Source organism: Pedobacter psychrodurus (assembly GCF_004331735.1).
GTDB lineage: Bacteria > Bacteroidota > Bacteroidia > Sphingobacteriales > Sphingobacteriaceae > Pedobacter > Pedobacter psychrodurus.
The window spans coordinates 35,544-61,706 of the sequence record NZ_SJSO01000025.1 but is presented as its reverse complement, the minus strand read 5'-3'; the positions used below and the strand labels follow the sequence as shown (position 1 = coordinate 61,706).

Sequence of the window (26,163 nt, the reverse complement as noted above, 5' to 3'; positions counted from 1 at the left end):
GTTAACTTAAGTGCAGTACGGTTGTGTTAAAGATGCTTCGTGCCTCAGCATGACAGGGGTTTACTTACAAACTTTCTAAAATATTTGCTTTTTTAGCTTCGTATTCTTCCTGAGTAATCAGGTGTTTATCGTACAAAGTTTTAAGTTTGCGTAATTTTAGTGTGGTTTCGTCTTCTGGTTCTTCCACTACTTCAGCAAGCTGAATAACGGGTTGAACTGGTTCTGGAGTTGGTTCATAAGCAGGGATTTCGTCAAGGGGTTGAGCATTTAAATTGATTGGAGAAGCCGTCGCCCTGTTTTCTTCCAGTTTTTGCTGACGAAGCATTTCCTTATACTCTTCCAATTGTTGGTTTGCAGCCTGATGTAACTTGCGTGCCTGTACTTTCGGAATAAATTCGGTTACGATATTTTCACCATGCTGTGGTACACAAATAAATTTAGAACCAAAAAATTCTTCTTTAAACGAAACCTCTTTAATGCTTTTCCATGAAATATCTTTGAAGTTCATGGTTAAGCCTAAATTACCTGGCTCGCAATAAAAAATGCGCTTGTTAGAAATCGCGATGCTATCTGGCAACAAGTTTACTGCTGGTTTTTTTTGTACGGCTAAATATAAAAGTTCTTCACCTGCTGTTAAAAGGTCGTTTAATTTTCCAATAACTTTTTCAACCGCTTTTGGGTCTTGTTCGTCACTTAGAAATCTATCTATGCTAATCATAATATTTTTAAATTGTTGTGTTGGTTACGTTTTTGATGCTACTCTTCAGCAGCCTCATATTTGTTTTTGCTTTTAATGTTGGGCTTCCCCGCTATGCAAATTACAAATTCTCCTTTTAAAGTATTGTTTTCAAAATGTGATTTTATTTCTACCAAAGTTCCGCGAACGGTTTCTTCGAACATCTTGGTAAGCTCTCTACTCACCGATGCCTGTCTGTCAGCTCCAAGATACTGTGCAAACTCCTCTAAAGTTTTTAATAAACGGTGTGGGCTTTCATAAAGTATAATGGTGCGGTCTTCCTCCGCCAATTTTTTGAACTTTGTTTGTCTGCCTTTTTTAACTGGCAAAAAACCTTCAAAACAAAATGCATCGGCAGGTAAGCCTGAGTTAACTAAAGCAGGTACAAAAGCCGTTGCACCGGGCAAACACTCTACGGCAATATCATTTTTAATCGCTTCGCGTACCAGGAAGAAACCCGGATCGGAAATGGCAGGTGTTCCAGCATCAGATATTAAGGCAATCTTTTGCCCTTCATTTAAAAACTTGATGATTTCTGAAGTTGCCTTATGTTCATTATGCTGATGGTGCGAGAAAACTCTTTTATCGATACCAAAATGCTTGAGCATCGGGGCACTGGTACGGGTATCTTCGGCGAGGATTAAATCGCATTCTTTTAATATACGGATCGCCCTAAAGGTCATATCCTCCAAATTGCCTATAGGCGTTGGTACGAGAAATAGTTTGCCATCCATATTTTCTGTGTCCGTCATTGCGAGGAGGAACGACGAAGCAATCTTTTTGTTGAGAGATTGCCGCACTGCGTTCGCAATGACGACTTAATTATTATCTTTGCTTAAAAAATTAAATAATGCTGCAAGTTAACTATATCCGCGAAAATAGAGAGAAAGTTTTAGAACGTTTAAGTATCCGTAATTTTAAACAGCCAGAACTGGTAGATGAAATCATCAAAATAGATGAGGACCGCCGTTCTACACAAACTTCCTTGGATAGTATTTCTGCTGAAGCGAATGCAGCTGCCAAACAAATTGGCGATTTAATGCGTACTGGAAAAAAAGAGGAAGCTGAGGCTATTAAGGCACAAACTGCTTCTCATAAAGAAAATATCAAAAACCTGAGCGATAAATTAAACGAGTTGGAAGCAGCTCAACACAATTTAATTGTTCAATTGCCAAATTTGCCTTATCATTTAGTGAAGCAGGGATCTACAGCAGAAGAGAACGAGATTGTTCTAACACATGGTGAGCCTGCTCAATTACCAAACAAAGCTTTACCGCATTGGGAGCTTGCTGCGAAATATGATATTATCGATTTCGAATTGGGCGTAAAAATTACCGGCGCTGGTTTTCCGGTATATAAAGGAAAAGGTGCAAAATTACAACGTGCACTGATCAATTTCTTTTTAGATCATGCTACTGCGGCAGGTTATAAAGAAATGCAGGTACCTCATTTGGTTAATGCAGCTTCAGGTTTTGGTACCGGACAGTTACCCGATAAAGAAGGGCAGATGTACCATTCAACAGTTGATGATTTATATTTAATTCCAACTGCCGAAGTTCCGGTAACCAATTTATACCGTGATGTAATTGTTAAAGAAGAAGATCTTCCCATTAAAAATACCGCTTATACGCCTTGTTTCCGTAGAGAAGCTGGTTCTTACGGTGCGCACGTACGCGGTTTAAACCGTTTACACCAGTTTGATAAGGTTGAAGTAGTACAGATTACACATCCTGATAAATCTTACGAAACTTTAGAGGATATGAGCCAATATGTTCAGTCTCTTTTGCAAGAACTTGGATTACACTACCGTGTGTTACGTTTATGCGGAGGCGATATGGGTTTTACTTCTGCCATGACTTACGATATGGAGGTTTGGAGTGCAGCGCAAGAGCGCTGGTTAGAAGTTTCTTCTGTTTCAAATTTCGAAACTTATCAGACTAACCGTTTGAAATTACGCTTTAAAGGAAAAGAAGGTAAAGCACAGCTGGCACACTCATTAAATGGAAGTGCATTGGCTTTGCCGCGTATTGTAGCTTCTATTTTAGAAAACTACCAAACCGAGGATGGGATTAAAATTCCAGAAGCTTTAGTCAAGTATACAGGATTTGATATTATTGATTAGTCGGAGTAACTAGAGAAGTTTCAAGAGCCTGTGTGGTGTAACTTCGATAGTTTTGCGCCGGGGCCGACTTGCGAAGTTCTCTTTCGCACAAAGCCGGGTAAACTTCGCAAGATGGGCATAAAAAAAGCTTTGCAGTAATGCAAAGCTTTTTGTTTTTATATATAGGTGTGTTTTTTTGTAATGATTATAAAATCAAGATCAACAATAAAATGATGATAATGATAGCGCCAACTGAAAGGTAAACACCTCCAGAAACTGCACGGGCTTGACCTTTTAACTCTCTTAACTCGCTACGTAAAGCTTTACGTTCTGCTCTCGTTAAGTTCGATTTGTCCATGTCTCTGATCTCTTCAACACGGGTTTTAATTCTTTCCAGTTTCACTGCTTGTTCTGCAGTTAATTCTGTTGGGTTTTTCGCAGGTTTATCAGCTGCCTGAGCTGAATTAAAACTAATGCCTAGAGAGAATACCAAGGCTAACGTGTAGATGAATTTTTTCATAATATCTAATTTTTTAGTGTTCGACCTCTACCTAACAAAAAACCTACCAAAATGTTCTGGTAGGTTTTAAAAAGCATTAATTTAACTGTTAAAATTCTTATTTGATCTCGAAAATGGCATTTACTGTGAAATTCAGCTTAATTTTTTTGAAATCGATTTCAGGAGCGCCAGCGGCATCAGCCATTTCAGCTTTCATTGCATAATTTCTATAAACAGGTTGTATTACATTGTCTCCACCATCTTGTATCTCAATTACACCACCTAATTTATCGCCTAATGCTTCTACCATGTAAGCTGCTTTTTCTTTTGCGGCCAATAAGGCTTTAATTTTAAGCTCTTTTTTTAAGGTTTCAATTTTAGAATAATCGTAGCTTTCAATATTTGTATTGGCAATTCCTTTGGCATCTATCGATTCTAATATTGCATTAAACTTGTTTAGATCGCTAACTTTTAAGCGGTATTGTTTGCTGGCTAAGAAATCGGGGTTTTTCTTTTTTTCTGTAGCATAATTCCAGCTGCTTAAATTGCTGATGGTTAAATTTTCTTTTGCAATGCCCGCTTTTTGTACAGCGGCATACAATTGTTTTTCCAATTCTGTAATGTCTACTTTTTTCTTTCCGTTTAGGTATTCTTTAAGTGAAATGCCTATATAAATAATATCGGGTGTTACTTCTGTTTCTGCAGTTCCGCTAACATTAATTTTTCTGCGTAAATCTACTTGTTGAGCCATCGCTGATGATAATCCTAAAAATGCAACCAGTGCAAGTGCTATTAACTTTTTCATATTATATTTTTCTTTGTGTGTACTGTAATGATGTAAGCCATGCACAAATTCCACACCGAGATTATCATTTTTTTATTTTTTTGGAAATGAGCGTCAGTATTTCAGGGCAAAACCTGTCCCGCTATACACTTTAGCCCCGAAGAAAAATCGGGGGCTACCGTTGTTATCGGGTTTATTAACAAAGGATTATGCTACTATCGAAAAAATCTATCAGGCGTAAGCAATTGCGACTGCAATAATTTTTAACCTGAAAAATATTGTTCTTTTTATCATGCAAATATTCATTCAGGTATTTTATCCATTAAAAAAAGCTATTGTTCTAGCCACCTAAACCCGACAAAGCGAATAGCCCGGAATGAAAGCGCAGCGAAATGAGGACTAATAGCGATGGCGGGACCGAATTGGCCAATGCACATTGAAACCTGATTTTCTAAAATAAATAGAATAAGAGTAAAATTATGCGCAAGGTTTTATGCTTAAATAGACGGAATTATAAATGGTTATAAAACCTAGCGCAGCAGAACAAATTTTCTGCAGAATTTTAATCATGTTTTGCAATTGAGATTGCAAAAAGAGAATTGTTAGGTTATTAAACCTTCGATACTTTAACAGCAGTTGGACCTTTTTGTCCCATTTCCACTTCAAAAGTTACTTTATCGCCTTCTTTAATTTGAGTTACCAAACCGTTAGCGTGAACAAAAATACTATCTTGAGTTTCTGTGTTTTTAATAAAACCGTAACCTTTGCTATCGTTAAAGAAAGTAACTGTTCCTTTTTTAATAGGGTTTTCATCGATTATATCTTCTTGTCTTGTAATACCAATTTGTACATCCTCAATGTTGAATACTTTCTTCTTTTTTGGATCTGGTGGAGTAGACGAAATGTTACCATTTTCATCAACGTATGCAAACATTTCTTCAAGAGCTAAACCTTTTTTTGCATTAGATTGACGCTCTTCTTTTTTCTCTTGTTTGTCTTTTTGTTTTTTTAATCGTTTTTTTTCGTTCTCTTTTTTACTGTAAGTTGCTTGAGATTTAGCCATATTTTATTTAATTGTTTTGTTTTATGCGTGACGAGAATGTCAGAATTATACAAATATAACAATACTAAAGCAGAAACACGATTTTATTCCAGAAGGTGATGCGTTAGAATTGGTCAAACGAGTGCCATAACTTTTATATATACAGCAAGTTAAGTTCGCAAAAAGATGTATTTAGCTCTTGTTCCAGTTTGTTTTATCTACCTGATAAATAAAATTCAGTTTTATGTCTTCACCATAATAGGCTACCTCAAGCTCACCAATTTTTGATGCACCTAATTTTTCTGTAGCTTTTTGCGAACGGAAATTTGTTGCGCCGATGTGTAATATTATTTTATCTACAAACTGAAAGGCGTAATCGAGCATTAATTTTTTTAATGCGGCGTTGTGGCCTTTTCCCCAAAAATCTCTTCCAATAAAAGTATAACCAACGGCAACTGAATGGTTTGTTTCATCTAGTTCGTAGTACCTGGAACTGCCCACAACTTTGTTGGTTTCTTTTTCATAAACGATAAAAGCACCCTTCGATTCTATTGCACCTTTAAAGAAGTTTTCGAAAACCTCTCTTTTATAGCGGTCTTTGTTGGGATGCTGCTCCCAGAGTAATGGATCGGATGCTACTGCAAAAAGGGCTTCAAAATCTTCTTCCTTTAAGGGAACTATTGTAATTAAATCGTTTTCTAAGGTGGGTTGTAATTCGAAGTTCATATAGGTTGGGTATAAAAATGGCTGGCTATAGGGCCAGCCGTTTATTGTAATCGTATTTTAGGCAAAGTTATAGATTTCTCCATTCCGTTGCACTTCAGTCGAAATGACGATCCTATTAATCTACTAAACCTTCAATCTCTACCACTTCCTGGGCATCTTTTTGATAATCAACTTTATCAATTTCGAAACCAAATAAGCTTAAGAAATCAGATCTGTAACCTGGTAAATCACCTATTGCTGGCAAAGTTTCGGTTGTTGCTTCTTTCCAAAGTTCGGCAACTTTAGCCTGGATATCTTCACGCATTTCCCAATCGTCGATTCTAATTCTTCCTTTTTCATCAACAGGAACAGGGCTGCCACTATATAAACGATCAGCATATAAACGTTGGATCTGCTCAATTGTGCCTTCGTGGATACCTTCTGCTTTCATTACTTTGTACAACAATGAAATATATAATGGAATTACAGGGATAGCAGAACTTGCCTGTGTTACTAATGCTTTATTAACCGATACATAAGCCTTGCCATCAATATCTTTTAATTTATCACTGATTTTAAAAGCAGTTGCTTCTAAGTCATCTTTGGCTCTTCCAATAGTTCCTTTGCGGTATACTGGTTCGGTTAAAGCAGGGCCGATATACGAATAAGCTACTGTTGTTGCACCATCTGCAAGCAGGTTTTCTGCTTTTAAGGCATCAATCCACATGGCCCAATCTTCGCCACCCATTACAGCAACGGTATTGGCAATATCTTCTTCTGTAGCGGCTTCGATAGAAATTTCGGTAACATTACCGGTATGGAAATCGACAGTTTTATTGGTATAAGTTCCACCGATAGGTTTTAAGGTAGAGCGATGGAGCACTTCGGTATCAGGATGTTTCCGAACTGGAGATGCCAGGCTATAAATTATTAAATCAACCTGACCAAGATCAGCTTTGATCAATTCAATCGTTTTTTCTTTAATTTCTTTAGAGAATGCGTCGCCATTAATGCTTTTTGCATATAAACCAGCAGCATGGGCTTCTTTTTCAAAAGCTGCACTATTGTACCAACCTGGTGATGCAGTTTTGCCTTCAGAAGGTGCTTTTTCGAAAAATACGCCAATTGTAGAAGCGCCAGATCCATAAGCAGCAGCAATACGCGAAGCTAAACCAAAACCGGTTGAAGCGCCAATTACCAATACTTTTTTAGGACCATCTATAGCTCCTTTAGATTTTACATATTCAATTTGATTCTTCACGTTTTGTGCGCAACCATCAGGGTGTGCGGTTAAACAGATAAAGCCCCTCATTCTAGGTTCGATAATCATTTTTGTTCTATTTTACGTTTTGTAATGTTAAAATAAGCGCAATTTTAAGGATATTGAAAATACCATAATGCCCAAATCTTTAACGAAGATAAATTTTTAATCGTTTAACGTTAAATGAATTTTAAATAATAAGCTTTTACATTTGTTTAATTCGTTTTAGATCTAAATTCTATATTTAGAATATTATCTCTTTTCATATCGGTATCCAGGTAAACTGTCCGTGTTTTATCGCCATAGTAAATGCAAAGCACAGCTGTATTTGGTGGGACACTTCCTAAATTATCTGCTCGAAACAATAAAGTGTTTTTGCCTGGTTGCAATGTTAGATAAAACCGCTTGGATGTTTTTTTAACTGCAATTTTTTGATGGACCCATTCGTTATTAAGTTTTAAAGATACAGTATCTCCATCTTCTACCTGGCCGTCCCAAATTTCAAGTTCTATTTGCTTGTTTTCAACTTGCATTTTTGCAATAACATCGGTGTTTCTGTCTAGGGTTTTTTCTGGAGCAATTTTTTTCTTTTGTATTTCTACAGGCTCATTGCTTATGGGTTGATTATCTGATAACGTAGGTTTTGAATATGCGCTGTAAAACTTAGCCACCAGAAAAGTTGCAAAAGCATTTGAGCGGTTTGAAAAATCAAAACTATACATGTTTTCGCTTGTTTTAACAATCAAATTTCCGGTATTTGGCGGCTTGCGGCCATAATTATCTGCAAAAAGTGCAAGCGTATTCATTCCTGTATCTAAGTGTAGCTCATGGCTAAATTTTTTCTCATCAATGGCATGTTTGTTTAAAATCATCCTGCCATTCTGAATCAGTGTTATGGTGTCTGCATCTATAAGCTCTTCATCCTGTATGGCCAGGGTAACAACGCTATCTTTTGTGGTAATTGGATCGTAAATGCCATAATAAATGTTATTTTTTTTGGTAGGAGCCACTATCCTGGGAATATGAGGATCTGTCCAGGGCGTTGAATTTGTTTTTATTAAGGTAATCTTTTCGCGATATAAAAGATCCCTCATATTTACTTTTGAGCTTTCGTAAATTTCATCGCCCTCATCTAAACCCCGCATAAAAAGCCCAAAGTTATCGATCCACATCCGTTGCAAACTCAATTGTGCTTGTCCGGTTTTGGATTTACCCAGCGTAAGTACGCCATTTAGGTAGGGCATCCACTGTTTAATTTTAAAAGGGGTTTCTATTATCGGGTATTTATTTCGACCAATGCCCAGTTGGGTGCTGTTTTTTTTAACAAGCAAGAGCTCATAACTAAATATAAAATCTCCATTTGTAATTTTTAAGTTGGCTGGATAAAGCATCTTTTCAGTTGCTTTGCCAATATTCATTTGCATATTAATTGGTAAAGCCGTGGGATAAGGACGATACTTAAAATTCCAGGTACCCGTAAAGTTCTGAGCTTTTGCTCCGGTCAAAATCAGGAGTAACAAAATTCCTAAAAGAAAACGCATATGATTTTCAATGAATTAAATCTTAAAGATAGGAGTATAACATCTTTTTTGAGGATTAATTTAAAGTTAAATTATTTGCTTTGTCCATTTTCTATTAATTTAGCGCCACACAGATAAAACCGGTTTATCACTTTATGAAAAAAATAGTATTGTCTGCCCTGGTGTTCGTCATCATGGTATCTGGAGAGCTTTCTGCACAAACCCAACATCAAAACTCGGGTTGGTTTATGTTCTTGAACAACACCAAGTTTAATGATAAATGGGGCCTTCAATTCGATGTTCAATTACGCTCGGCCGATGATTGGGGTTATTTGAGGAATACATTAGTGCGTCCGGCATTACAATATTTTATTAACAATAAACATAATGTAGCTTTAGGGTATTTATGGCAAACTACACACACCGAGCTTGAAGGAACTCCTGATCTTACCTTGCATGAGCACCGTATTTTTGAGCAGTACATCTACAGCCACAAAATAAAATCGGTTTTTGCCAGTCACAGGTTTAGGGTAGAACAACGTTTTATCAGGCGTACGGGTGAAGATGTATTTTCACAGCGTTTCCGCTATTTCTTCAGGTTGATCCAACCGTTACAGAAAACCCAACCAACGTTTACCAAAGGGCCATTTGTGGCTTTGCAGAACGAGGTGTTTTTAAATATTCAGAATAAGGATAAAATTAACAATAGTGTTTTTGATCAGAACAGGTTATACCTCGCTGCAGGTTATCGTTTTTCGAAGCAGTTTGATCTGGAAGCTGGGTATATGAACCAGGCTACTCATGGCGTTTCGAACAATACGGTTAATAACATTATTCAGTTGGCCGTTTACACTAGGTTTTAATGTTTTAAAGTCATTTTTTGTAGAGCAACTCTTACAAAATGTTAAAGCTGTTGTAATTGATTGGTCTTTTTGCTCAATTTGCCGCGTGAAAAGATTTACCATTCTATTTTTAGCACTCTTGTTTGGCAAGCGGATGCAGGCACAAGAGATTAAAACCTCTTCAACCAATAATACGCCAACATCAAAAAGTTTATTCAATCCTGAGCACAAAAGGAAATTTTCCCGTAAAGGTGATTTTTATTTTCACTGGGGATATAATAGTTCCTGGTATGGTAAAAGCGATATCAGGTTTCAAGGACCTAACTACGATTTTACCTTGAAAGATGTAGTTGCACACGATAGACAATCGAAATTAAGCTGGGCTTATTTAAATCCTGGGCTAATCACTGTACCACAGTATAACATCCGAGCCGGATATTTTATCAAAGATAATTATAGCATCTCTATCGGTTGGGACCACATGAAATATGTGATGGATATCCCACAAACGGTTGCGATTACTGGTCACATCGGTGCAAATATTTCGCATGAAAATGCACCTACAGGTGCTTTAGCTGGCGATTATAATGGACAAAACATTAATGTGAAGGAAAGTATGCTTACTTATGAGCATACCGATGGCTTTAACTATGCAAATATAGAGATTGAGCGTTACGACGATATCTGGGTAGCACCGGGTGGAAATACTTCTTTAACTTTAGAAACCGGGTTGGGCGGCGGCTTAATGGTACCACGTTCTGATGTACGTCTTTTTGGCCAAGGCAGAAATAACCATTTTAGTATTTCTGGTTATGGTGTTTCGGCGAAAGTTGGTCTTAAGTTTTATGTTTGGAAAAACGTTTATCTACAGAATACCACCAAGTTTGGCGCTACCAATTTAACAAATGTACATACCACTGGTTGGGATGAGCTAGATAAAGCCAGTCAGAAAATTAACTACATTGAAAATATGTGGCTGATTGGATTTCAGTTTTAAAAGATATGGAAAGAGGTTTAAGCCTCCTTTTTTGTTTTAGGTGCAATTTAAAATTGCCACGGAAACACGGGGAATGTTATATTATCTAATTTATCATTCTAAGCGACTGTCTTTTATCTTGGCTAAATATTGTATTACCACACTTTCTGCCTTTTCATTCTGTTTAATGTTTTCAGCATACAAATTAACTCTCAGGTTTTTATAAAGCGCTATCGCATTTTCTAGCGAAGTAATTAAAGATGCTTTATTGTATTCGGCGATGGTGCTCTTTAGCCGATTAAAATCTTCCGCCGGGAGCTGCGTTTCTACTTTACGCACACCCCGTGGTAGGTTGTTGTTTTTGATGTGCAGCAAAGGACCAAATACCACCATTCTTAAAAAGCCAAAGAAATCTAAGGCTTCCAGATATTCACCTCTGCCGATTTTTAAGAGGGCGTAATGCATCCAGGTCCAAAAACGGTCTTCAATCCATTGATAATCGGGGTAGGGAAATTTAGCCTCAGTTTGATCGAGGATTTTCTGTAATTGACAGTCTCTATCAATTAATAGTATTGGGTTTTCAACTCTTGAGGCAAATTCATCCAAGGTTAAAAACTTAATATCGACATGTAATAGTGGGTTGTCGTAAAGGCAGATCAATAGGCGAGGTTCGCCGACATGTTCACCTGTAAAAGCAGAGATCATTTCGCCAAGGCGATTCGCATATTGCAGCATTTTCGATTTATCGGCTGATACTTTTTCTCTGGTAATGAGGATCAGATCGAGATCTGAAAATTCATCGATCTCGTTGCTGAGCCACGAGCCACCAACGGCTAAGCCGATAACAGATTCATCGTTTTTTAATATTTCGGTTGCGTGTTGGGCAAAGGGTTGTTGTATCATGTGGTGATTTTTCATTCATGTATTTTACTAAAAAGATTGCTTCACTCTTGCGCACAGTCCCATGCTTCTGTTCGCAATGACGAGAATAAATTAAGCATCCAATAGTCTTCTATGGTAGTTGATCTGCCCTAAATGGTAAGTTAAATGTGTAGTAAGGTGAACCAAGAAAAATTCGGTTGATGTTTTCTCCTGAAATACCAGCATAGGGTATTCGCTATTGAGTTGTTCATCGGTTATTTTATCGAGCGTTTCGCTAACGGTAGTGGTGGTTTCTTCGATCATTTTGATGAGCTCCTGCTTTGGGATGCCTTTTAATGAAAACTCCAATTCGCGGTTTCGGGTATAATTACTGTCGCACAAAGTTGCGCCAATGTAAGTGTTTAAGTTTCCGATTAAATGCAGGCAGAGATTACCTGCTGAGTTTGCTATGCTTTTATTTATAACCCATAGGCTCGCTTCGTTTTCATACGACCCGATTTCTGATTTCAACTTGCTTAAATCTCGGTTGAAAAGTGTTTTTAAGGTTTCGGTAAGCATAGATAAATTTTAAGGAATTATTTAAAATGTTTATAAACGAATATAAATGTTTAAAGCTGAAAAGCCAGATAACAATAAACAAAAAACGCCCCGAATTTCTCCGAGACGTTTCATTTAATAAATATTGATTTACTATATTTTCCTTACTCTTCCTGAGCCAACAATGGTTTTCTCTACAGATGCGTTACCAGAGTAATTTACACTTCCTGATCCACTGATTACTGCTCTAATGCTTTCATCTACCGCAATGTTTACTGTTCCCGATCCGCTGATGGTTGTAGATAAGGTTTTTACTGCAAAAGATTTTCCACCGAAAGTACCCGAACTGCTGATCACTACTTTAGCATGATCTGCATTGCCATTGATGTTGATTGATCCTGATCCGCTAATTACGCCGCTAAAATCGTCAACATCGGCATTTACTTTTATGCTACCAGAGCCGCTTAAAACGGTTGCGAAATCGCCTGCACTAACTTTGCCATTTACCGTCATTGCTCCAGATCCATTCATGGTTAAGCTTTTTAGCGAAAGTACAGTAACGTAAGCGGTTATTTTTTTGTCTTCGTATTTTCTAGACCAGCTGGTAATACTAGTTTCCGGGCGGATAATGAGTGCATTTCCTTTTACTTCGGTTACAATGGAAGCAATGGCATCAGCATCGCCTTCTAAACGGCAACTTGCTTTTGAACCTAATGTGATTACAATATTGATTGGGCCTGCACCCGCAACTGAGGTAAAGTTGGCTACATCTCTTTCATCACTATTGTATTTTGATGACTTGATGTGTGTTTGATCTTTTGCAATTACATTAATACTAGAGGTTAATGTTAGGGATGCTAATAATATGGCAAATACTTTTTTCATGGGTATAGATTTTATTTTTTTAGATGAATAATGAGCTTTTCTTATAAGACGATCGTTTTACCGAAAAGTTGCATAAAGTGAAAATTTATATATACACTCTTCTCAGGATGACAAGAATTCCCCTCTATAGCGACTTGCAAATTTGGCATTACTGATGGCCTTTTTGGGCAATTAAGAGAAGTCAAGTTTTTGAAACTTGACTTCTCTGCAGATCAAATTATCCTTTTTTAAGGTTAACATAAAACAACGGATCGTGTTTAAAGTTATCTGCATTTATGCTGGTATCTACCTTGATGGTTTTCCAATCGTTTGTAGGTTTAATCAAGGTGTAAGCATCTGTTTTTAATATTACACGTACAGGCATGTCAAAACCCTTAACATCGGTTACCCAACGGTAAGATAAAGTACCATTGTTGATTTTATATTCTAAAACAGGAATTTTGGTATAACGTAAATACTGATCGAAAACTTTATTCAATTTAAGTCCGCTTTGTTTGGCTATGTAATTTTCGATTTCGGCGGTGGTTACGGTTTTGTGATAGAATGTTTTACCCAATCCGCGCAAGATCTGTCTGAATTTTTCATCGTTATTGATCAGCTGGCGGATGGTGCTGATCAGGTTTGCCCCTTTTGGATACATATCGCCGGAGCCTTCTTTGTTTACACCGTAAGGGCCAATTACCGGTATATCGTTTTGGATAATTTTCTGTAATCCGATTACATATTCATCTGCGGCCGCTTTATTCTCTGTACATTCGGTAAACAATACTTCAGAATAATTGGTAAAGGCTTCATGGATCCACATATCGGCAATATCTTTTGAGGTGATGCTGTTGCCGAACCATTCGTGGCCGCTCTCGTGGATGGTGATGAAATCCCATTTTAAGCCATGGCCGGTACCGCTCAAATCTTTACCTAAATAACCTGGCTTAAACTGATTGCCATAGGCTACGGCACTCTGGTGTTCCATGCCTAAATGTGGCGCCTGAACCAGTTTGTAGCCATCTTTGTACCATGGGTAGGGGCCAAACCAATATTCGAAACATTTTAGCATGGGCTTAACATCGGCATCCCAATGTGGGCGGGCTTTGGCACTATCGGTTTGTAATGCCCAATAATCGATACTCAGTTTTCCGTCTTCGCCATCATAGCTATCTTGCCAATGCGCATATTTGCCGATGTAAAAGGTTACATCATAATTATTAATGGGATTGCCTACAAACCAATTGTATTGTTTGTAACCATCAGCTTTATCAACCGTATTTCTCAATCTTCCGTTAGATATTTCCTGCAATGTTTTGGGTATAGTGATGCTGATTAACATACTATCTACCTCATCGCTTTGGTGATCTTTATTTGGCCACCATACACTTGCTCCAAGTCCTTGGCAAGCCACCGACACAAATGGATTACCTGCTTCATCTTTTTTGAAGATAAAACCACCATCCCAAGGTGGTGTTTTAGCCACCGTAGGATTGCCTGAATAGAAAACAGTGAATTTATCTTTGCTTCCTTTTTTAACTGCTTTAGGAAAGGTTATAAAAACAGCATTATATTCTCGGGTAAAAGGTAAATCGACACCTTTATATACCACCTTTTCTACTTTAAGGTTATCAAAAAGATCGAACTGGAGTTTAGTGAAATCTTGTGTGGCTGTGAAAGCAAATTCATTACTTCCGCTAACAGATTTTTGGTCGATATCTATTTTCACATCCAAGTGGTAATAATTGATATCGTAACAAGTACGTAATGGGGTAAGTGTGCCCCGGAGGCTATCGGCTCTTGAGTTTACCTGGTTTTTGCCGAGCATTTGTGCCTGTGTAGCTGAAATGCTGAGGGTAGTAGCAAGAATGAATAGTAACTTTTTCATTTATTTTTATTGTTTAACCATTGCTTTCGGTTCGTGAGGACACGGACCGAGGCAGATAGTAATTTTTTCATTTGTTATGTTTTTGTGAATCGTTAAAAACGATTGACAATTGCACACTCGTTAGAAACAAGCGTGAGCTTATCAAATTATTTTATCAAATCAACTTCGATAAAACTATCGTTAAATACAGTTTGTGTAGCTTTAATATAATCAGCTTCCGTTGCTTTATAAGGATTCTCTACAAATTTTTGTGGGTTACGCGCAAATAGAGGGAATGCTGTGCTCTGCACCTGGATCATAATCCGGTGTCCTTTTTTAAAAGTGTGTAATATATCCTGCAATTGAAAGTTCACGTCCGTTTTTTGATTTGCCACCAAAGCCTCTGGTTTTTCAAAGCTGTTTCGGAAACGGGCCGGCATAACTTCCGAACGTACCATTTGCCAGTAATTGCTCAAAATGATATTCTTGTTTGGCATGTAAGGGTTGTTAGGCTCATCGGCCGGATAAACATCGATCAGTTTTACGATAAAATCTGCATCGGTACCCGTAGTTGAAATTTTAAGATGCGACATTATTTCTCCACCTAAGGTAATATCGTTATCCAATACATCGGTTTGATACACCAACACATCTGGTCTTCTACCCGCAAAGCGTTGGTCTTCGCTCATATAATTGTGTGGCGTAAAGCCCAATGTTGTGGTTAAATCTTCGGTATATGGAACTGGTTTTGCCGGATCGCTGATATAGTTTACAGAACCTGCTGCACCAGGCGCAGTCATGCTGAGTTTACCATCGGCACCCAGATATAATTTTTGTTTAGTCGCCTTTTCTGTTGGCCAGTTAGCAAAAGTTTCCCATTGTTTTTTACCGGTATCGAACATATAGGCTTCAGGCAAGCCAGAGTTTTTATCGCCATTGCCTTTTAAAAAGTGATTAAAGAATTTAGCTTCAATTTCTTTCTGGTAGAAGGTAGCAATGCTATCTCCGAAATACACGTTGCTATGCATGGTATGGCCAGTTTCGCGGCTCCATCTTCCATGCCCAAATGGTCCCATCACAATCGTGTTGTAAGCATTAGGGTTTTTCTTTTCGATGGTTTTATAAATGTTTAACGGGCCCGATAGATCTTCAGCATCATACCATCCACCAACCACCATCACTGCGGGTTTAACAGTATTATAATGTTTTAATAATCCACGTTTTTGCCAAAACTCATCGTAGTTTGGGTGGTTAACGGTTTCTTGCCAGAAGAAATTGTCCTTGTAATATTTGTCGGCATTGCTTAAAGGACCTAAATCTAAAGCAAACTGATAACCATCTTTCGTTTTTGGAAGGATTAACTGGTTGTTGTACCAAGCTTTAGCGGTAGTATCGGTTTTCTGCACGCCAAATACCGGAAAAGTCATGAAATAACTCTGTAAAAATGATCCGTTGTGGTGGAAATCATCAAAAAAGAAATCTGAAATTGGCGCTTGTGGCGATGAGGCTTTTAAAGCAGGGTGATTGCTTAAAATTCCTGCAGCAGTATAAAAGCCCGGATAAGAAATTCCCCACTGGCCAACTTTGCCATTGTTATTGGTCACGTTTTTAACCAACCAATCGATGGTATCATAAGTATCGGAACCTTCATCAACATCTTTCTTGCTTTTTTTATTGTCGATAACTGGCGTCATGTTGGTCCAGGTACCTTCGCTTTTCCATCGGCCACGTACATCCTGATACACCATGATATAACCCTCTTTCATCATCAATTCTGACGGGCCTAATTTTGCAGGGAATTTATCTTCGCCATAGGGGGCAACGCTATAACAGGTACGCTGCATCATCATCGGATACTTTTTATCCTTGGTTGCGTCTTTTGGAGTGTAAATGGCAGTAAAGAGTTTAGTGCCATCGCGCATAGGGATATAAACTTCTTTTTTGGTGTAATTGGCTTTTGGATATCCTGAATCGCTTTGCGCAAAGGCAGAGGATGCTGAAAGCAGGATGATGATGAGTTTAAAGTATTTCATTTTATTATAGTAAGTTAGTTATTCATGTGTTTGGTTTGTGGTGACACGAACCAAGGCTGCAGTTATTTGCCATTTATTTTAAACTCAGTCGTCATTCCCGCGCAGGCGAGAATCGTAATGCTTTAAGATTCCCAATCAACCCGATAGCTATCGGGTTGATTGGGAATGACGAACCGCGGGATTAAGAGCCCAATATTTTACTTCAACACTGATACCGTAATAAACGAGCTGTTGTTTACATCATGATAAATCTTATGCGTAGCTTTCTGGAAATCCTGCGGTTCTGCCTGATAGATATCCATAAATTTCTGCGGATTGCGATCGGCTAAGGGGAACCATGAGTTTTGAATCTGGATCATAATTTTATGTCCTTTTTTGAAGGTATGCGCTACATCTGGCAATGGGTAATTTACTTTGGTAATGGCGCCAGGAACAAAGGGCTCGGGTTTTTCGAAACTGTTGCGGTATTTTCCACGCATAATTTCTCCTCGCACCAGCATTTCGTAACCACCCATTAGTAGGTTTTTAGGGTTAGGTTCTGGATTGGGTGCATCTTCAGGATAAACATCAATCAGTTTAACTACATAATCGGCATCTGTTCCGGTAGTAGAAACCACTAAGTTGGCTAAAACAGGGCCAGTTAGGGTAATGTCTTCTGTTAAAGCATCAGTTTGATAAGTTTTTACATCCGGACGGCGGGCAGCAAAACGCTGATCATCGATCATATATTCGCGTGTACGTTTGGCTTGGATGCCATCCTGGTAAGGAACCGGATTATTCGGGTCGCTCACATATTCATCCCAGCTATCGGTTCTGCCCACTTTTTCGAAACTGAGTTTTCCATTGGGTTGTAAATACAGGTTTTTGTTTTCTACTTCTTGTGGCGGCCATGTTTTGAACTTTTTCCATTCGTTGCTTCCAGTAACAAAAATATTGGCTTCTGCAGCATTAAAATCTCCTTCACCTTTTAAATAATGTTTAAAGAAAGGAAGCTCGTATTGTTGTTGGTAATCAATACTGGTGGTTTTGCCGAAGGGAATATCACCAAAATAAGAACCATCACTGCGTACCCAGCCGCCATGAAACCAAGGACCTGCAACCAGGATATTATTGGCACCAGGATTCTGTTGCTCAATTGCTTTGTAAGTATCAAAAGTTCCATAGGCATCTTCTGCATCAAAAAAGCCACCCACCACCATCACCGCAGGTTTTACATTGGTTAAATGTGGGGTAATTAAACGTGCTTTCCAGAAGGTATCTAAATTCGGATGTTTAAATAAATCATTCCAAAATTTAATGCTGTCGGCAAAATACCTGTCCTTTAAATTTTTAACCGATCCAGCCTCTAAATAGAAGCGGTAATTATCCTGAATAGGGAACTGAAAACCTTTAGGTCCTTTATCTGGTGTAATCGGTTTAGGCCTTGGAACACCAAAGCTGCCCATAAAACTGAATGCATCCATTAGGAACAATGTACCACGATGATGGAAATCATCGCCCATAAACCAGTCGGTAACGGGTGCCTGAGGCGAAACGGCTTTTAAAGCGGGATGTGCATTTGGCAATGAAGTGGTAGAATAAAAACCAGGGTACGAAATGCCATAAATACCGGCATTTCCATTGTTGCCTTTTACATTTTTAACCAACCAATCGATGGTATCGTAGGTATCGGTGCTCTCATCAATAGCGGTTTTAGACTTTTTTCCAACCAGTTGGGGACGGATATCGGCAAAAGTGCCCTCGCTCATCCATCGGCCCCTTACATCTTGATATACAAAAATAAATCCTTCGCGCATCATCGCCGGAAAATTACCTAAGCTTAGTTTATATTTATCTTCTCCATAAGGCGCAACGGTATAAGGCGTACGGTTAATTAAAAACGGATATTTTTTGGTTTGATTTTTGGGTACATAAATGGAAGTGAATAGTTTAACCCCGTCGCGCATAGGGATTTGGCGTTCGATTTTGGTGTAATTTTCTCTAACATATGCCGAATCGATTTGCTGGGCTATTAATTCATTAGAAACAAACAGACAAAATAAAAGACTGAAAATTCTTATAAGGTTCATTTAAGCTAGTTTTAGGAATAAAATTTAAATATAGGTGATTAACGATTGATTAGAAAAAATAGCCCGTAAAAGGTTTGTTAGTATAGAGGTAATCATGGAAGCATGATGTGCTTTGCCATTAAATCCTCTGTTCGTCATCACTTTATCAAAATTTGGTTAAATATTGTTAAGGGATAATCTTTTAAGCGTTTTCACCGTCATATATATAATCGAAATAAACACAAAATAATGAATAGGTTATTAAATAAAGGATTGGTTGTTTTCGCTGCAGCAGCGATGATAGCAACTTTGAGTATTGAGACTGTTTCGGCACAGCGACCAAGTAGGAGTGGAGGTTCTTCTGGAGGTGGTAGATCTGGTTCGATAAGCCCATCTAGGGGTGGTGGTTCTATTTCCAGACAACCATCTATGCATGCGCCAAGTAGAGGTAGTTATGCGCCTAGCAACGGAGGTCGCCCTCCAAGACCCAATTACAGTTATAACAGGCCAGGTTATCGTCCAGGTGCAGGTTATGGTAGGCCAGGTTATGGTTATCGCCCGGGATATGGAAGATCTTATTACAGGCCATATTATAGCTATTATAATTTTTACAGACCGTTTTTAGGCTTCAGGATTGGGGTTTTGCCTTATGGATATTATCCGTTTTATTATGGTGCTAACCAGTTTTATTACTCTGGTGGATTGTTCTATCAGCAAAACAATAGTCAATACGAAGTGGTAACCCCACCGGTTGGTGCTGAGGTTCCGAATTTACCGTCGGATGCCAATCTGGTTACCATTAACGGTGTTGATTATTACGAATATAAAGGCGTTTATTATACTCAGAAAGAAAATGCTGATGGTAAAACCGTATATGTGGTTGCTGGAAAAGACGGTATTTTAAACACAACTGATGGCCCGGTTGATACACATAATATAGGTGATATCATTAATCAACTGCCAGAAGGTTGCAGAGAGGTAACTATTAAAAACGAAAAGTATTTTGTTTCGCCCGATGATGTTTATTATGAAGAAATAGTAGATGGAACAAATATTACTTATCGCGTAATAGGTAAATTGTTTTAATCTTTATTTTATCGGTGTTAGATGGTAACATCTGACACCACGTACGGGAATCTTAATACCGCACACTTTAAGATTCCCGCCTGCGCCTATCGTGTGGACACATCTTTGTTAGCCCGTGTTTGGTTTAGGCGTATATTCCTAAAGCGGTCGTCATGCTGATCCGATAGCTATCGGATTTATTTCAGCATCTTTCCTGCTATCAAATAATACTGATTCCTCAAAAACTATAGTTTAAACACAAAGTTGATTTTTTTTCCGCTCTTTGCCGCGGAGGCATGGTACTTTGGAGCGCCAAAGTACCCAAAGCGCTTTGTCAATCCGGCAATGTGGCTCCTCACCACCCACGCTCATCAAAAAAACAGTAGCACTTTGTTTTGTGTTCAATTCTCACGAAAGTTTTCACTCAGCGCTTATGAACACAAAACCACTGCGTTTAAGGTTTGGTAGTAATATTTGTTCTATTCTGCAATTGTTTTTTTGATTTTCCTGCCACTTGGGATTGACGGCGTTCTTCGGCAAAATCTGTGTTTTATTAAAGTTGGTTAGCAAAATGCATAAAAAACCCAAACCAAAAGATGTGTCTACACGATAGGCCTGCGCGGGAATGACGACAAATCTTGAGTATCTGTTTTGGTATAATGTGCAGTCGGATGTTCCCATCCGGCTGTTTTTGTTTAATTTTATTGAAAATTGATTCATCGGGTTATTAAATGCACTCCATGTCAGATGGTAATATCTGACACCACAACCATGACCCTGACCTATAGCGCAGCGGAAAGGCACAGTAAAATAAATTCAGGATGACATATCTCGAGCGACCAAAAATCCATATTTTTACGGTCTAAACATTTCGATTTGAAACCTGTATCCCAGCTCTTCTTTGTGTATTCAGTTCTTGCTATTGTGCTCTCATCTTGTTCTGCAACAAAGTATGCTGTGGTTAAGCAAAATGAGGCCAGTATTTCGTCTGTAAAGTTTTTGGATGAATATATTATGCCGTTAAATCCAATTTTCCAAAATACGGTTGTTGGTGGTTTATCGGGGATTGATTACGATGTAAAGCAGAACCAATATTACATGATCAGTGATGATCCGTCGCAGCGCAGTCCGGCAAGAATTTATACTGCACAGATTGATATTAAAGAAAATAAGATAGATACCATTCGTGTAACTGGTGTTACTTATATGCTGCAAGAAAATGGGAAACAATATCCTCAGTACGGTACTGATAAAAGTGTAAAACCTGATGGCGAATCGATTCGTTATAACCCGTTAACCAAACAATTGCTTTGGAGCAGTGAGGGGGAACGGTTGTTTAAGAACGGAGATACAACGATTGTTCAGCCTGGTTTAACCTTTATTTCTACAGCAGGAAAGTTCTTAGATACCATCCCAATGCCTAAAGGTTTTTACTTTACAAAAACCGAAAGTGGACCGCGCAAAAATGCCTTATTTGAAGGTTTAACTTATGCCGATCAGTACAAAATATTATATGCCAGCTTAGAAGAGCCACTTTACCAAGATGGCCCTCAGGCCACTTTTGAATATGATAAAGCCTTAACGCGGATTTTAAAATTCGATGTTGCTACCAAAAAGAATATCGCCCAATATGCTTATAACCTTGGCGCAATGCCGGTTAAACCTACGGTTGAAAACGATTGGAATGTAAACGGAATCTCCGAAATATTAGCGGTTAACAATCATACCCTTTTGGTAATGGAAAGGGCCTGGGCAAAAGGGCACGATGATCATACCTTTTTAAAACTTTACCTGGTTGATTTGCTTGGTGCTGAAAATGAAATCGATAATAGCTCTTTTGTGCAAAATCCACCAAGGCCGCTAACCAAGAAATTGCTTTTCGATTTTGATGCTTTAAATATACATATCGATAATTTTGAAGGTGTTACCTTTGGTCCAAAATTGCCTAATGGACATAACTCTTTAATTTTCTGTGTAGACAATAACTTTGGAAAATCGCAGGTGCAGCAATTTTTATTGTTTGAGGTAATTCCATAAAACTAATTCCTGTTAAAAATATATAATGAGTAAAATAAAAGCGTTACTATTTGATTTAGATGGTACATTAATTGATTCTGAGCGATTTCATTTCGATTGTTGGAACAAGTTTTTACGTGAGTATGAAGTGGCGCTTGATTTTAGTGACTGGTTAACAAATTACGCTGGAATTCCCCTGCCGAAAAATGCAAAGACCATAATAGACCGATACAAAATTGAGGAAGAATTGGAAGGCTTTATCAACAGGAGAGAAAAAATAACTTTTGATGGTTTCAGAACAACTGATATTGCTTTAATGCCTTATGCATTAGAATTTATCCAATTTGTTTATGAAAAAGGACTTACGCTTGCAGTGGTTACCGCCAGTCCTAAAATTGATGTTGAAGCTGTTTTTGAGCGGAACGGTTTGGCCAAGTATTTCAGTTTGTTTATTACCAGAACAGATGTAAGCAAATCTAAGCCCGATCCTGAAAGTTATAATCTTTGTGTGGAACGATTGGGTGTAAAAAAAGAAGAGTGCATTGTTTTTGAAGATACCCTAAATGGTGTTAAATCGGCTTTAGCGGCGGGCATTATCTGTTATGCTATCCAAAGTAATGTGCGTGCACACCAAAAACTGAAGATCGCTGATGAATTGTTCCTCAGCTTTGCAAATGCCAAAGCATTTATACTGGAAAAAGGATTGATCTAATGTTAATATGTCAACTCAGGAGATTTTAAACAGTGTTGGGCAATTTTCTGCTAACGATGTGCTTCTTTTTGAAGAGCATACTATCCGAAAGTCGTTCCATAAAAATGACGTGCTCTTGCATCTGGGTGAAATCTGTCAATCTGTTTATTTCATTTTATCTGGATCTTTTTTTCAATTCCAGTTTAACAACATGACAGAAACCATCATCGACCTGCATTTGCCCCAGGAGTGGATGTTCAATCATCCTAGTCTGATCAATCAAGTGCCATCAGATACCACGATCAAAGCATTTGAGAAGTCGGATGTGCTAGAATTGAGTTTAATTAATCTGCATGGTCTGATTGCCAGGTCGCAATCTTTTTTAAGCTTGGCTAAGATTTTTGACCAGACAAACAATAGAACTTATCTTTTTGACAATGCGTTAAATCCTATCCAAAAATACAATTACATCAAAAATGCTAAGCCGCTCATCGTGCAGGTTTTTCCGGTCAAAATGATCGCTTCATATCTTAAGATCGCCCCTGAAACATTGAGTAGGGTGAGGGCAAATCATTAAATTTCCTGATCTGGATCAAGTTCAGCTTTTCAGAAAAATACCGATTTTTGAAATAAAAAAAATATGCTAACAGAGATTAACCCAAAACTTCCAATGCGTGATAAAGAAATCACCAGAGATTTTTATGTAAATAAATTAGGCTTTAAAGACATTGGGAGCGCCGATTTTAAGGATTACCTGATGGTGCAAAAAGACAATATTCAGATTCACTTTTTCCTATTCGAAACACTTGATCCGAAAGAAAACTATGGGCAGGTTTATATCCGCACTAATGATATAGAAGGGCTGTACAAATCTATGCTTGATACTAAACAAAGCATTCATCCGAATGGGAGCCTGCAAACCAAACCATGGGGGCAAAAAGAATTTGCAATGCTTGATCCAGATAGCAATTTACTCACTTTTGGACAAAGCGTTTAAGGCACTAGTTTTGGGTTGAATCCATCAAATTAATAACTGCTCTGTAGCAATGTTTATCAGTTCTATCGCGTTTTTAACATCGAGTTTTTGCATCATGTTGCGGCGATGGGTTTCGATGGTTAATGGACTTAGAAAAAGCTCTTCTGCGATGCTGGCGGTTGTTTTTCCCTGTGCGATTAATTGAAGGATCTGTTTTTCGCGTTTGGTGAATTTTGGTCGTCCTTTTAAATCATTTACCGAAGGTTTAGCAATAATTTCAATAACTTCTTTGCTAAAGGCCAGTTCTCCTCTAAGCGCAGTTTCGATACCGTTTTTTAGCTCCTCTACCGAAGCATTTTTTAAAATGTAACCACTCGCCCCATTTTGTAAAATCTGCATAATGATGCTTCTTTCGGTATGATTGCTAATGGCAATAACGATCGTTTTAGGCGATAACTTTTTAACCTGCGCACATAGTTCAATTCCATTTACATCTGGCAACATAACATCGAGCAGCACAATATCTATTTCGTGGGTATTTAAAAAGGAAATTAATGCGCTGCCTGATTGAAAACTGCCTACTACCTGCATGTTTTCAAGGTTGTTGATTAAGGAAACGATTCCTTGTATAACAATTGGATGGTCATCAACAACAGCTAGTTTAATCATATTATTCATAACTGATGGGGATTTCGATATTTATAGTTGTACCATTGCCAGGGTGCGAATCGATTTCGAAAGTGCCCTTAAGATAGGCTACCCTATTTTTAATGTTTTCTACTCCTAATCCCTTTTTATAGGTTAAGGCATCAAAGCCAATTCCATTGTCCTCAACTGTGATATAAAACCAGTTTTTGTTTTCGCTGCACTGTAAAACTACTTCAGATGCCTGAGCATGCTTTAGTGTGTTGGTGAGTATTTCCTGTACAATCCTGTAAATAATTATCTGTTCTTCAAGGGCAATATGTTTAGGGATATTGAGTGCTTGAAAATCGATATGCATATGATTGCTCATCGCCGATTCTGCCAGGTCTTTTAAGGCCGTTTCTAATCCGAATTTTAATAATGTTTGTGGCATCATATTCCGGGCAATGTGCCTTAATTCTGTTACAGAATTATCCAGTTGATTAACAATTCTTTGTAGCTCTGCATCAGGCAGCTGCATTTCCCTGTGTTTTGCCCAATTGGATAAGTTAATTTTTAAACCTGATAACATTCCGCCAAGTCCATCATGTAAATCCTGCGCTACCCTGTTTCTTTCTTTTTCTTCGGCATTTAGCATGGCCCTGCTAATTTCCAATTGCTGTTTTTGTTGTAATTCGGCCACTTTCTGTTTATAGTTTATACTCCTTTGCTCCGCAAGCTTTTTATAGCCCCTAAAGTAAAAATACAAAAGGATAACGATGATTAGCAGAAAGAAAGATGCTGCAATTAATAGAAAGGTTGTTGTTTTATTGTTCTTTATAATTAATGCATTTTGTTTCTTTTCTGCATTTAAACTGGCTATTTTTTTCTGGTTTTCTGCATTTTTATATTTAATTTCTAACGCATTAATATCTTCTTTTAGTTTACTTTCATTTAGGCTGTCGTTTAATAATTTGCTCTTTTTTATCCAGTTATAAGCCTCTTTAATATTGCCGCTGGCGTAATTTACTTCTGCAAGCGCTTCTGCTAATTTGAGCTTATTTGTTGCCAATGTATTTATTTCTGGCTGATCGATAATTTGCAGCAACGTTTTTTTAGCCAGAACAAAATTTTTCTGTTTAAAAAGGATTCTGTATTTCTCAAATATTACTTCCTGTAAAGAATAATTGTCGGTTAGCTTTTCGGCCAGTTTAATGGCTTTATCTGCATCTAACAAAGCAAGGGTGTATTGTTTGGTGTTAATTAAATAGCGTGTGGTGCTTTTGTAGTAGTCGAGCCAAAATATTGCCATCGGGTAGCCTATAGCCACATGGTCTGATTTATCCAGTATTGTTTTGGCCAGATCGAGGTGTTTTTTGGTGAGACTATAGTTTTTTAGATGATAATAGTTTCCTGCAGTAGTTAGGTGCGCATTAATGAGTAGATAATACTTATCAGGAGAAGTATCTTTTAAGGCATTTAAACCTTGCTGCAAGTAAGGTGCAGCTTTTTCGTATTGGCCAAGGTTTGTAAAAATCGTTCCGATAGAGACGTATTCTGTGCCTAAAAAGTTTTTGTCGCCAGCCTTTTTAGAAAGTGGTAAAACGCGGTTGATCAGTATATCGAGTGTTGCTTTAAGATCGTCTTTGTGCTGTTGTATCAAACCATAGTTGTGCCAAACCATCGATCGCAGCCGGTAAATAGCTTTTGTATTAAACTTGCTTAATAACGAATCGGCATGGATGAGTAACTTTTCGGCTTTTGTGTAATTCCGGCCTTGGTAAATTAAAGATTCGTACCAATAAGACCTGGCTAGCAGTAAAGGATACTTTTTGCTCCAGGTTCTTGCCTTGTTCAAGTATAATACTGCTTTGGAACTATCATGATCTACCCAGAAATCGGTTAGTTTAAAACCAGCCTCGGCTTTAAGGCTATCGCGGAAGTTTCCACTTACGATGCGGCTTAGACTGTCGGTATATTGCTGGTCGGCTGGTTGCAGCTGGGCCCGGCTATTCAACGAATAGAAAATAAGGAGTGCCAGAAAGATGATATAATTTCTCATTAATCTAAAAATGCACGGTTTATTTCTCA

The 26,163-nt window shown here is 38.0% G+C and carries 24 protein-coding genes; 8 read left to right on the top strand and 16 right to left on the bottom strand.

All coding sequences use genetic code 11. The annotated features are described in order from the left end of the window. Nucleotides 1–64: 64 nt before the first annotated feature. Nucleotides 65–718 carry a PH domain-containing protein gene (locus EZ456_RS21735; protein WP_131533798.1) on the bottom strand — a complete coding sequence of 218 codons (654 nt, stop codon included), beginning with the start codon at nt 716–718 and terminating at the stop codon, nt 65–67. Nucleotides 719–756: 38 nt separating this feature from the next. Next, on the bottom strand, nt 757–1,470 hold the full coding sequence (gene rsmI, locus EZ456_RS21730; RefSeq protein ID WP_131533856.1) for a 16S rRNA (cytidine(1402)-2'-O)-methyltransferase: 714 nt from the start codon (nt 1,468–1,470) through the stop codon (nt 757–759). 116 nt (nt 1,471–1,586) lie between these two features. Here rsmI and serS point away from each other — a divergent pair, with 116 nt between their 5' ends. Further along, nucleotides 1,587–2,858 (top strand): serine--tRNA ligase, encoded by a 1,272-nt coding sequence (gene serS, locus EZ456_RS21725; RefSeq protein ID WP_131533796.1) that lies wholly within the window; start codon nt 1,587–1,589, stop codon nt 2,856–2,858. Between the two features lie 184 nt (nt 2,859–3,042). On the opposite strand, the gene EZ456_RS21720 is transcribed toward serS, so the two are convergent. From EZ456_RS21720 to EZ456_RS21695, 6 genes are all read right to left on the bottom strand, one after another. Further along, nucleotides 3,043–3,357, bottom strand: a complete 315-nt coding sequence (locus EZ456_RS21720; protein WP_029277363.1) for a seryl-tRNA synthetase — start codon at nt 3,355–3,357, stop codon at nt 3,043–3,045. A 97-nt stretch (nt 3,358–3,454) separates the two neighbouring features. Beyond that, on the bottom strand, nt 3,455–4,141 hold the full coding sequence (locus tag EZ456_RS21715; protein ID WP_108197503.1) for an SIMPL domain-containing protein: 687 nt from the start codon (nt 4,139–4,141) through the stop codon (nt 3,455–3,457). A gap of 589 nt (nt 4,142–4,730) precedes the next feature. After that, a complete protein-coding gene (locus tag EZ456_RS21710) occupies nt 4,731–5,183 on the bottom strand; it encodes a cold-shock protein (RefSeq protein WP_131533794.1) in 453 nt (150 codons plus the stop codon). A 171-nt stretch (nt 5,184–5,354) separates the two neighbouring features. Then, entirely contained in the window at nt 5,355–5,888 is a 534-nt protein-coding gene (locus EZ456_RS21705; RefSeq protein WP_131533792.1) for a GNAT family N-acetyltransferase, read from the bottom strand. A 115-nt stretch (nt 5,889–6,003) separates the two neighbouring features. Beyond that, entirely contained in the window at nt 6,004–7,197 is a 1,194-nt protein-coding gene (fabV, locus tag EZ456_RS21700) for an enoyl-ACP reductase FabV (protein WP_131533791.1), read from the bottom strand. Nucleotides 7,198–7,343: 146 nt separating this feature from the next. Continuing rightward, nucleotides 7,344–8,669 (bottom strand): hypothetical protein, encoded by a 1,326-nt coding sequence (locus tag EZ456_RS21695; protein ID WP_131533789.1) that lies wholly within the window; start codon nt 8,667–8,669, stop codon nt 7,344–7,346. Nucleotides 8,670–8,803: 134 nt separating this feature from the next. On the opposite strand from EZ456_RS21695, the gene EZ456_RS21690 reads away from it, so the two are divergent. Then, nucleotides 8,804–9,511 (top strand): DUF2490 domain-containing protein, encoded by a 708-nt coding sequence (locus EZ456_RS21690; protein WP_131533787.1) that lies wholly within the window; start codon nt 8,804–8,806, stop codon nt 9,509–9,511. A gap of 85 nt (nt 9,512–9,596) precedes the next feature. Continuing rightward, complete coding sequence (locus EZ456_RS21685) at nt 9,597–10,487, top strand: hypothetical protein (RefSeq protein ID WP_225876596.1); 891 nt, start codon at nt 9,597–9,599, stop codon at nt 10,485–10,487. A 93-nt stretch (nt 10,488–10,580) separates the two neighbouring features. Here EZ456_RS21685 and EZ456_RS21680 read toward each other — a convergent pair whose 3' ends face one another. The 6 genes from EZ456_RS21680 to EZ456_RS21655 all read right to left on the bottom strand — a co-directional run bounded on the left by EZ456_RS21680 (nt 10,581) and on the right by EZ456_RS21655 (nt 18,721). Next, nucleotides 10,581–11,384: an aminoglycoside 6-adenylyltransferase gene (locus EZ456_RS21680; protein WP_205945151.1), complete on the bottom strand. Its 804-nt coding sequence runs from the start codon at nt 11,382–11,384 to the stop codon at nt 10,581–10,583. Between the two features lie 75 nt (nt 11,385–11,459). Beyond that, nucleotides 11,460–11,906: a DUF1572 family protein gene (locus EZ456_RS21675; protein ID WP_131533785.1), complete on the bottom strand. Its 447-nt coding sequence runs from the start codon at nt 11,904–11,906 to the stop codon at nt 11,460–11,462. Between the two features lie 132 nt (nt 11,907–12,038). After that, the gene (locus EZ456_RS21670) at nt 12,039–12,770 is read right to left on the bottom strand and encodes a head GIN domain-containing protein (RefSeq protein ID WP_131533783.1); all 732 of its coding nucleotides are present in this window, start codon (nt 12,768–12,770) and stop codon (nt 12,039–12,041) included. Between the two features lie 217 nt (nt 12,771–12,987). Beyond that, entirely contained in the window at nt 12,988–14,640 is a 1,653-nt protein-coding gene (locus EZ456_RS21665; RefSeq protein ID WP_131533781.1) for a M1 family metallopeptidase, read from the bottom strand. A gap of 146 nt (nt 14,641–14,786) precedes the next feature. Beyond that, nucleotides 14,787–16,652: a CocE/NonD family hydrolase gene (locus EZ456_RS21660; RefSeq protein ID WP_131533779.1), complete on the bottom strand. Its 1,866-nt coding sequence runs from the start codon at nt 16,650–16,652 to the stop codon at nt 14,787–14,789. 197 nt (nt 16,653–16,849) lie between these two features. Further along, nucleotides 16,850–18,721, bottom strand: a complete 1,872-nt coding sequence (locus tag EZ456_RS21655; protein ID WP_131533777.1) for a CocE/NonD family hydrolase — start codon at nt 18,719–18,721, stop codon at nt 16,850–16,852. Nucleotides 18,722–18,949: 228 nt separating this feature from the next. On the opposite strand from EZ456_RS21655, the gene EZ456_RS21650 reads away from it, so the two are divergent. The 5 genes from EZ456_RS21650 to EZ456_RS21630 all read left to right on the top strand — a co-directional run bounded on the left by EZ456_RS21650 (nt 18,950) and on the right by EZ456_RS21630 (nt 23,469). After that, entirely contained in the window at nt 18,950–19,786 is an 837-nt protein-coding gene (locus EZ456_RS21650; protein ID WP_131533775.1) for a DUF6515 family protein, read from the top strand. Between the two features lie 855 nt (nt 19,787–20,641). After that, nucleotides 20,642–21,802: an esterase-like activity of phytase family protein gene (locus EZ456_RS21645; RefSeq protein WP_131533773.1), complete on the top strand. Its 1,161-nt coding sequence runs from the start codon at nt 20,642–20,644 to the stop codon at nt 21,800–21,802. A 25-nt stretch (nt 21,803–21,827) separates the two neighbouring features. Beyond that, complete coding sequence (locus EZ456_RS21640; protein WP_131533771.1) at nt 21,828–22,493, top strand: HAD family hydrolase; 666 nt, start codon at nt 21,828–21,830, stop codon at nt 22,491–22,493. A 7-nt stretch (nt 22,494–22,500) separates the two neighbouring features. Continuing rightward, complete coding sequence (locus EZ456_RS21635) at nt 22,501–23,049, top strand: Crp/Fnr family transcriptional regulator (RefSeq protein ID WP_131533769.1); 549 nt, start codon at nt 22,501–22,503, stop codon at nt 23,047–23,049. A 63-nt stretch (nt 23,050–23,112) separates the two neighbouring features. Beyond that, nucleotides 23,113–23,469: a bleomycin resistance protein gene (locus tag EZ456_RS21630; RefSeq protein ID WP_131533767.1), complete on the top strand. Its 357-nt coding sequence runs from the start codon at nt 23,113–23,115 to the stop codon at nt 23,467–23,469. 24 nt (nt 23,470–23,493) lie between these two features. On the opposite strand, the gene EZ456_RS21625 is transcribed toward EZ456_RS21630, so the two are convergent. Both EZ456_RS21625 and EZ456_RS21620 read right to left on the bottom strand, forming a co-directional pair. Next, entirely contained in the window at nt 23,494–24,126 is a 633-nt protein-coding gene (locus EZ456_RS21625) for a response regulator (protein WP_131533765.1), read from the bottom strand. Further along, on the bottom strand, nt 24,119–26,134 hold the full coding sequence (locus EZ456_RS21620) for an ATP-binding protein (RefSeq protein ID WP_131533763.1): 2,016 nt from the start codon (nt 26,132–26,134) through the stop codon (nt 24,119–24,121). The genes EZ456_RS21625 and EZ456_RS21620 overlap by 8 nt, the downstream gene beginning before the upstream one ends. Nucleotides 26,135–26,163: the final 29 nt, after the last annotated feature.

Coding starts and splice junctions, on each gene's coding strand:
- EZ456_RS21620 (WP_131533763.1), bottom strand. CDS start 26,134: ATGAGAAATTATATCATCTTTCTGGCACTCCTTATTTTCTATTCGTTG.
- EZ456_RS21670 (WP_131533783.1), bottom strand. CDS start 12,770: ATGAAAAAAGTATTTGCCATATTATTAGCATCCCTAACATTAACCTCT.
- EZ456_RS21695 (WP_131533789.1), bottom strand. CDS start 8,669: ATGCGTTTTCTTTTAGGAATTTTGTTACTCCTGATTTTGACCGGAGCA.
- EZ456_RS21720 (WP_029277363.1), bottom strand. CDS start 3,357: ATGAAAAAATTCATCTACACGTTAGCCTTGGTATTCTCTCTAGGCATT.
- EZ456_RS21635 (WP_131533769.1), top strand. CDS start 22,501: ATGTCAACTCAGGAGATTTTAAACAGTGTTGGGCAATTTTCTGCTAAC.
- EZ456_RS21660 (WP_131533779.1), bottom strand. CDS start 16,652: ATGAAATACTTTAAACTCATCATCATCCTGCTTTCAGCATCCTCTGCC.
- EZ456_RS21650 (WP_131533775.1), top strand. CDS start 18,950: ATGAATAGGTTATTAAATAAAGGATTGGTTGTTTTCGCTGCAGCAGCG.
- EZ456_RS21630 (WP_131533767.1), top strand. CDS start 23,113: ATGCTAACAGAGATTAACCCAAAACTTCCAATGCGTGATAAAGAAATC.
- EZ456_RS21735 (WP_131533798.1), bottom strand. CDS start 718: ATGATTAGCATAGATAGATTTCTAAGTGACGAACAAGACCCAAAAGCG.
- EZ456_RS21680 (WP_205945151.1), bottom strand. CDS start 11,384: ATGAAAAATCACCACATGATACAACAACCCTTTGCCCAACACGCAACC.
- EZ456_RS21625 (WP_131533765.1), bottom strand. CDS start 24,126: ATGAATAATATGATTAAACTAGCTGTTGTTGATGACCATCCAATTGTT.
- serS (WP_131533796.1), top strand. CDS start 1,587: ATGCTGCAAGTTAACTATATCCGCGAAAATAGAGAGAAAGTTTTAGAA.
- EZ456_RS21690 (WP_131533787.1), top strand. CDS start 8,804: ATGAAAAAAATAGTATTGTCTGCCCTGGTGTTCGTCATCATGGTATCT.
- EZ456_RS21710 (WP_131533794.1), bottom strand. CDS start 5,183: ATGGCTAAATCTCAAGCAACTTACAGTAAAAAAGAGAACGAAAAAAAA.
- EZ456_RS21655 (WP_131533777.1), bottom strand. CDS start 18,721: ATGAACCTTATAAGAATTTTCAGTCTTTTATTTTGTCTGTTTGTTTCT.
- EZ456_RS21675 (WP_131533785.1), bottom strand. CDS start 11,906: ATGCTTACCGAAACCTTAAAAACACTTTTCAACCGAGATTTAAGCAAG.
- EZ456_RS21715 (WP_108197503.1), bottom strand. CDS start 4,141: ATGAAAAAGTTAATAGCACTTGCACTGGTTGCATTTTTAGGATTATCA.
- EZ456_RS21640 (WP_131533771.1), top strand. CDS start 21,828: ATGAGTAAAATAAAAGCGTTACTATTTGATTTAGATGGTACATTAATT.
- fabV (WP_131533791.1), bottom strand. CDS start 7,197: ATGATTATCGAACCTAGAATGAGGGGCTTTATCTGTTTAACCGCACAC.
- rsmI (WP_131533856.1), bottom strand. CDS start 1,470: ATGGATGGCAAACTATTTCTCGTACCAACGCCTATAGGCAATTTGGAG.
- EZ456_RS21705 (WP_131533792.1), bottom strand. CDS start 5,888: ATGAACTTCGAATTACAACCCACCTTAGAAAACGATTTAATTACAATA.
- EZ456_RS21665 (WP_131533781.1), bottom strand. CDS start 14,640: ATGAAAAAGTTACTATTCATTCTTGCTACTACCCTCAGCATTTCAGCT.